This window comes from Roseovarius salis (genome assembly GCF_044472985.1).
GTDB lineage: Bacteria > Pseudomonadota > Alphaproteobacteria > Rhodobacterales > Rhodobacteraceae > Roseovarius > Roseovarius salis.
Genome location: NZ_JBISDG010000080.1, coordinates 1 through 4,808, shown reverse-complemented (window position 1 = coordinate 4,808; position 4,808 = coordinate 1). Strand labels below are relative to the sequence as shown.

Annotated in this window: 7 protein-coding genes; 4 read left to right on the top strand and 3 right to left on the bottom strand. The window is 68.7% G+C overall.

The annotated features are described in order from the left end of the window. Positions 1 to 164: 164 nt before the first annotated feature. Entirely contained in the window at positions 165 to 380 is a 216-nt protein-coding gene (locus ACH13J_RS18090) for a phage head-tail joining protein (protein WP_397544740.1), read from the bottom strand. A 56-nt stretch (positions 381 to 436) separates the two neighbouring features. Between ACH13J_RS18090 and ACH13J_RS18085 the strand changes: the two genes are divergently transcribed. Continuing rightward, complete coding sequence (locus ACH13J_RS18085) at positions 437 to 778, top strand: type II toxin-antitoxin system RelE/ParE family toxin (RefSeq protein ID WP_397544739.1); 342 nt, start codon at positions 437 to 439, stop codon at positions 776 to 778. Further along, the gene (locus ACH13J_RS18080) at positions 775 to 1,065 is read left to right on the top strand and encodes a helix-turn-helix domain-containing protein (protein ID WP_397544738.1); all 291 of its coding nucleotides are present in this window, start codon (positions 775 to 777) and stop codon (positions 1,063 to 1,065) included. Before ACH13J_RS18085 ends, ACH13J_RS18080 begins: the two co-directional genes overlap by 4 nt. A 3-nt stretch (positions 1,066 to 1,068) precedes the next feature. Here the strand turns inward: ACH13J_RS18080 and ACH13J_RS18075 are convergent, their stop codons facing one another. Together ACH13J_RS18075 and ACH13J_RS18070 are read right to left on the bottom strand one after the other, a co-directional pair. Next, positions 1,069 to 3,060: a terminase gpA endonuclease subunit gene (locus ACH13J_RS18075; RefSeq protein ID WP_397544737.1), complete on the bottom strand. Its 1,992-nt coding sequence runs from the start codon at positions 3,058 to 3,060 to the stop codon at positions 1,069 to 1,071. Beyond that, positions 3,008 to 3,604 (bottom strand): hypothetical protein, encoded by a 597-nt coding sequence (locus ACH13J_RS18070; protein WP_397544736.1) that lies wholly within the window; start codon positions 3,602 to 3,604, stop codon positions 3,008 to 3,010. The genes ACH13J_RS18075 and ACH13J_RS18070 overlap by 53 nt, the downstream gene beginning before the upstream one ends. Positions 3,605 to 3,750: 146 nt before the next feature. Here ACH13J_RS18070 and ACH13J_RS18065 point away from each other — a divergent pair, with 146 nt between their 5' ends. Further along, entirely contained in the window at positions 3,751 to 4,059 is a 309-nt protein-coding gene (locus ACH13J_RS18065) for a hypothetical protein (protein ID WP_397544735.1), read from the top strand. Between the two features lie 94 nt (positions 4,060 to 4,153). Next, positions 4,154 to 4,672 carry a DUF3489 domain-containing protein gene (locus tag ACH13J_RS18060; RefSeq protein ID WP_397544734.1) on the top strand — a complete coding sequence of 173 codons (519 nt, stop codon included), beginning with the start codon at positions 4,154 to 4,156 and terminating at the stop codon, positions 4,670 to 4,672. Positions 4,673 to 4,808 lie beyond the last annotated feature (136 nt).

The window sequence follows — 4,808 nt, the reverse complement described above, 5'->3', positions numbered from 1 at the left end:
GCCAGCAGCTTCGGCCCGCCCGAGGCGACCAGCGCGTTGACGTTCTCCAGCGGCGGGTTCCAGCCACGCAGCCGGCGCCGGGACATCGCGCCCTCCAGGCGCGCACGCACGCCGGCGGGGCCGGCCGAGTTGGAGCGGCGAAACCGGTCGAACAGCCCCATGGATCAGAGCCCCTTCGTCGTCGTCACGCGCAGCTGCCGCACGATCTGCCGGCCCTCGGCGACTGCTATCTCGCGGTCCAGCGCCTCGATCGCCCGGTCGATCTCGGCCACGCTGCGATACTCGACGGTCTTGCCGTCATAGCTCACCCGCGCCACGCCCGAGGACCGCTGCGCCGAGAGCGCGTCGCGGCGGGCGCGGAGGGTTGCAGGATCGGACATGAGCAGTCCCTTGGGTGCGTCATTGACATATGCGCCATTGGCGCATACATGCAGGTATGACCATCGTGACCGTCGCCGAGACGCCCGAGTTTCAACGCCGCGCCCGCGCCATCATGAGCGAAGAGGAAAGGATGGCGCTGATCGATTACATCGCCCGCAACCCCACAGCCGGGGTCTCGCTCGGCAGTGGCGTCCGAAAGGTCCGGTTCGCACGCGAGGGCGGCGGCAAGAGTGGCGGTTATCGTGTCATTCACTTTTACGGCGGCGACGATGACATGCCGGTCTTTCTGATCACCGTCTTTGCCAAGAACGAAAAGGCCAATCTGACCCGGGCAGAGACGGAAACGATCAAATCCCTCGGCAAACTGCTGGCCGACAGCTACAGGAGCGCAAGATGAGCGACGCCTTCAAGAGCATCGAACAGGGCCTCAAGGAGGCCATTGCCCATGCCCAAGGCGAAGGGGCGGTCACGATCCACGAGATCGATATCCCCGACGCGGATGTTCAGGCCATCCGCGCCCGCACCGGCCTCTCGCAGGCCGAGTTTGCCAGAAGCATCGGCGTGAAGAAATCCACGCTCCTGAACTGGGAACAGCACCGGCGGTCGCCGGAAGGCCCGGCCCGTGTCCTGCTTGCGCTGATCGACAAGGACCCGGGTATCGTTCAGCGCACGCTGGCAAGCTGAGGCTCACCCCATGTACCTCGACCGCCGCGTCCGCCGCCGCGGCACCGGGCGGGGCGCGGACCGGGCTGGCACCTCGCTGTCCACCCCGGTCGTCTCCACCGCCAGTTGCCGTTCCAGGTCCTGCAAGCGCGCCTCCGACCATCGGTCGGCGCCCGCGATCCAGGCGGCGGCGCGGGCGTAGACCCGGCAGTCCAGCGCCTCGTTGCGTTCGCGCAGCTTCTGCCATTCGAGCCTGGCGAAGCCGCGCTTGCCCTTGACCGTGACCAGCTGCTCGGCGGTCAGCTGCTTGAGCCATTCGCTGTCCGCCCAGGACGCCAAGTGCACCGTTCCCGGCGGAAACGGTGCACCGGCCGTGACCTCTTCCGCGGTCGGCCGATCCTGCCGCAGGAACCGGTAGGTCTCGGCCTTGAAGGTCGCCGTGGCCACGGACCACAGCCGCGCACCGCGGCGCAGACGCTTGCCCGCGACGGTGGCGTCGACATAGGTCGGGCCCGTCACCGGGCTCGCGCGGTTGAAGCCATCAAGCCCCTTCACGGGTGCCACCTGCGCGAAGCCGACCTGCCGCGCCCAGCCATAGACCGCGCTGGTCTCGAACCCGGTGTCGATCGCCAGCCGCGCGATCGCCAGATGCTCGCCCGAGGCATGGGTCCATGTGCGCCCCAACAGATCGGTGAGCTGCTGCCAGCACGCCGGATCGCCCGGCCCGCCCTCGATGACGACATGATCGATGAGCCAGCTTTCCAGCCCGCGGCCCCAGGCCCAGACATCGACCTCGATCCGGTCCTTCTGCACGTCCGCGCCGGCGGTCACGAACAGACCGCCCGCCGGCACGGTGCCCGCAGGCCAAGCCTCGCGGCGATCCGCCAGCCGTTGCCAGTCCGGCGCCTCGCCCGTCTCGACCCAGGTCTCGCCGAGCACCGTGTTGCGGAACGCCTTGATCGCCTCGTCCGAGCCTCGGGCCGCCTCCCATGCGCGCGCGATCCGGTCCCAGCCCAGCCAGCCCACCGGCGAGTAGAGCGCCGAGAGGTGATAGCCGACCGTGCCGGGATCCACCGGCTCCGCCGTCGCCCGCCATTCGCCTCCCTCCAGCATCGCCGTCTTGTGGTGCTCGGCCAGGCCTGCGTCGCAGCCCTCGCAGTGATACTCCGCCGTCTCGGGGCGGCCCTTGTCCCAGCGCAGCCGCTCGAACTTCAGCCACTGCATCGCGCCGCAATGCGGGCACGGCACGAAAAACCGCCGCTGGTCGGACGCCTCGAACTCCCGCTCGATGCGGCTCAGCCCCCGGATCGTCGGCGTCGAGACCAGGAACACCTTGCGCCGATGCGCGAAGGTCAGCGACCGCGCCTCGGCCAGCGTGACCGGGTCGCCTTCCTCGTCGGCCGAGGCGGGATAGGCGTCGACCTCGTCGAGGAAGATGTACCGTGCCGGGGTCGAGCGCAGTCCGACCGCCGAGTTCGCGCCGGTCATGATCAGGATGCCGCCCGCGAACTCCTTGGACAGCATCGTGTTGCCCGCGTCGCGCGAACGCGCCGGCTTGATCCGCTCCCGAAGCTCCGGGCTCTCCTCGATCAGCGGGTCGATCCGCTGGCGCGAGTTGCGCTTGGCCAGCTCGACCGTCGGCTGGACCGCCAGCATCGGCCCCGGCGCCTGGTGGATGGCGAACCCGATCCAGTTGTTGCCGGCCTCCGTCGCACCGACCTGCGCGGCCTTCATGAACACGACCCGCTGGGTCGGATCCCCGGGCGAAAGCCGGTCCATGATCTCGCGCATGTAGGGCGTGCGCACCGTCCGATACTGCCCCGGCTCGGCCGAGGCGCGGGACGACAGCTTGCGGTGCCGGTCGGCCCATTCCGACACCGTCAGATCCGGGTCGGGCCGCAGCCCGGCCAGCCACGCCCGCAGGACATCCTGCGCCCCGTCGAAGGCAAGCGCGTCCGCGTCCTCAGCGGAGATCGGGCTGGATCTCGGCGAGGTCGTCGAGCTGGGATCGGACATGCTTCTCCAGAGCCTTCTGCATGGCGGCGGGCTCCACGACGATTTCCTGGCCTAACGCTTCGCTGCATGAGGCCGAGAGATCGGCCGCCATCAGCGCGGCGACCCGCGCCGGCCAGTTGATCCAGACATCGCGCTCCTGCCGCGCGAGCCGGAACACCAGCGCCAGCGCGTGGGCCCGGTCGATCAGCTCGCCCTTCAGCTTTTGCAGCCGGATGCGCCGTTCCTGCGCCTTCAGCACCTCGTTGGCCGTCTTGGCCTGCAGGAAGGTCGTCCCGCCGCCCGTCGCCGGCGCGGCCAGGCCCTGTTCCTTCAGCGTGTCGCCGACGGCCGAGACGGCTGCCTCCGGAACGGGCTTGCGCTTCGGCTGGGGCGGCTTTCGGGTTTTCGACGGGTCCGTGCTCTCGGCCCGGCGTGCGTCGCTGGCGTCGGCGTCGATGCTGCCATCCTCGTGCAGCACGAGGCGGCCTGCGGCCTTCGCCTTCTGGATCGCGCCGCGCGAGAGGCCGACGCGGGCGGCGTATTGGCGCTCGCTCAGACCCTCCATGCCGCGCTCCGATTATCATTCGAAATCATGTGCTTATTGAGTTGATAAGCATGCCGGAGAGAGCGAACCTGGATCCACGAGGACGATGCAACTCAGCACCGCGCTCAAGCAGCGCAGCGATAGCGCAGACCCAAGGAGCCACCCCGATGACCACGCGCATGAACCCGATCACCACGCCCCGCCAAGAACTCCGCGCCGAGAAGGCCCGGCGCAACCGGGGTGAGACCGGTTCCGCCACCGGTTCTAGGAACCGGTCGAACGCACTCGCCGCCTTCATCGGCAAGAAGGCCGAGATCGACGCGATGCTCGCCCGCCTGCAGGCACTCAGCGACGACCACTTCAACGCCCACCCCGACGAGATCAACTGGGGCCATGTCGGCACCCTCGAACACTACGCCAGCCTGCTGAAGCGCATCACCGACAGCGCCTTCGGCGAAGGCGAACACGCCGACTGATCTCCGGCACCGCCGGAACTCCTGCCGCGCCGAGGCGCGGCTCGGGGTCGTAGAAGGCGCCGCATGTCGCGGGCCCGAATACGGAGACGACCCCATGACCCAGATCCAGCTGTCCGACGCCCAAGCCGTCATCCTCTCCACTGCCTGCGCCCGCGAGGACGGCGCTGTCTTTCCCATCACCGCCAGCCTCAAGGGCGGCGCGGTCGGCAACGTCTGCAAGAGCCTTCTCAAGCAAGGCCTGATCGAGGAAATCCCCGCCGCCGATCTCAACACCGTCTACCGCCACGACGAGGAGCGCGGCCCGATCACGCTGCGCGCCACCCCGCTGGCCTACAGCACCCTCGGGATCACGGATGAGCCCGACGACACGCCGCCGACTGAGACGCCGCCCGCCCCGGTTCAGCGCCGGAAGGGCACCAAGCAGGAAACCCTGATCGAGATGCTCCGGGCCGAGGGCGGCGCCACCATCGACGAGATCGTGGAAGCCACCGGATGGCAGCCGCATACGGTTCGAGGCGCCATGTCCGGCGCGCTCAAGAAGAAACTCGGGCTGACCATCGCGTCCGAGAAGGTCGAGGGGCGCGGGCGGGCCTACAGGATCGCCGACGACTGACGCCACACACCACGACTGTCCCGATGCCGCCGTCCCACATGGGGCGGCGGAAACACCAGTGACTTCCTATGTCGGTCAAATTTTTGTCGATTTCGCAAGCCATGAAGGCTGGATGAAGGACGAGATTGCCAGCACC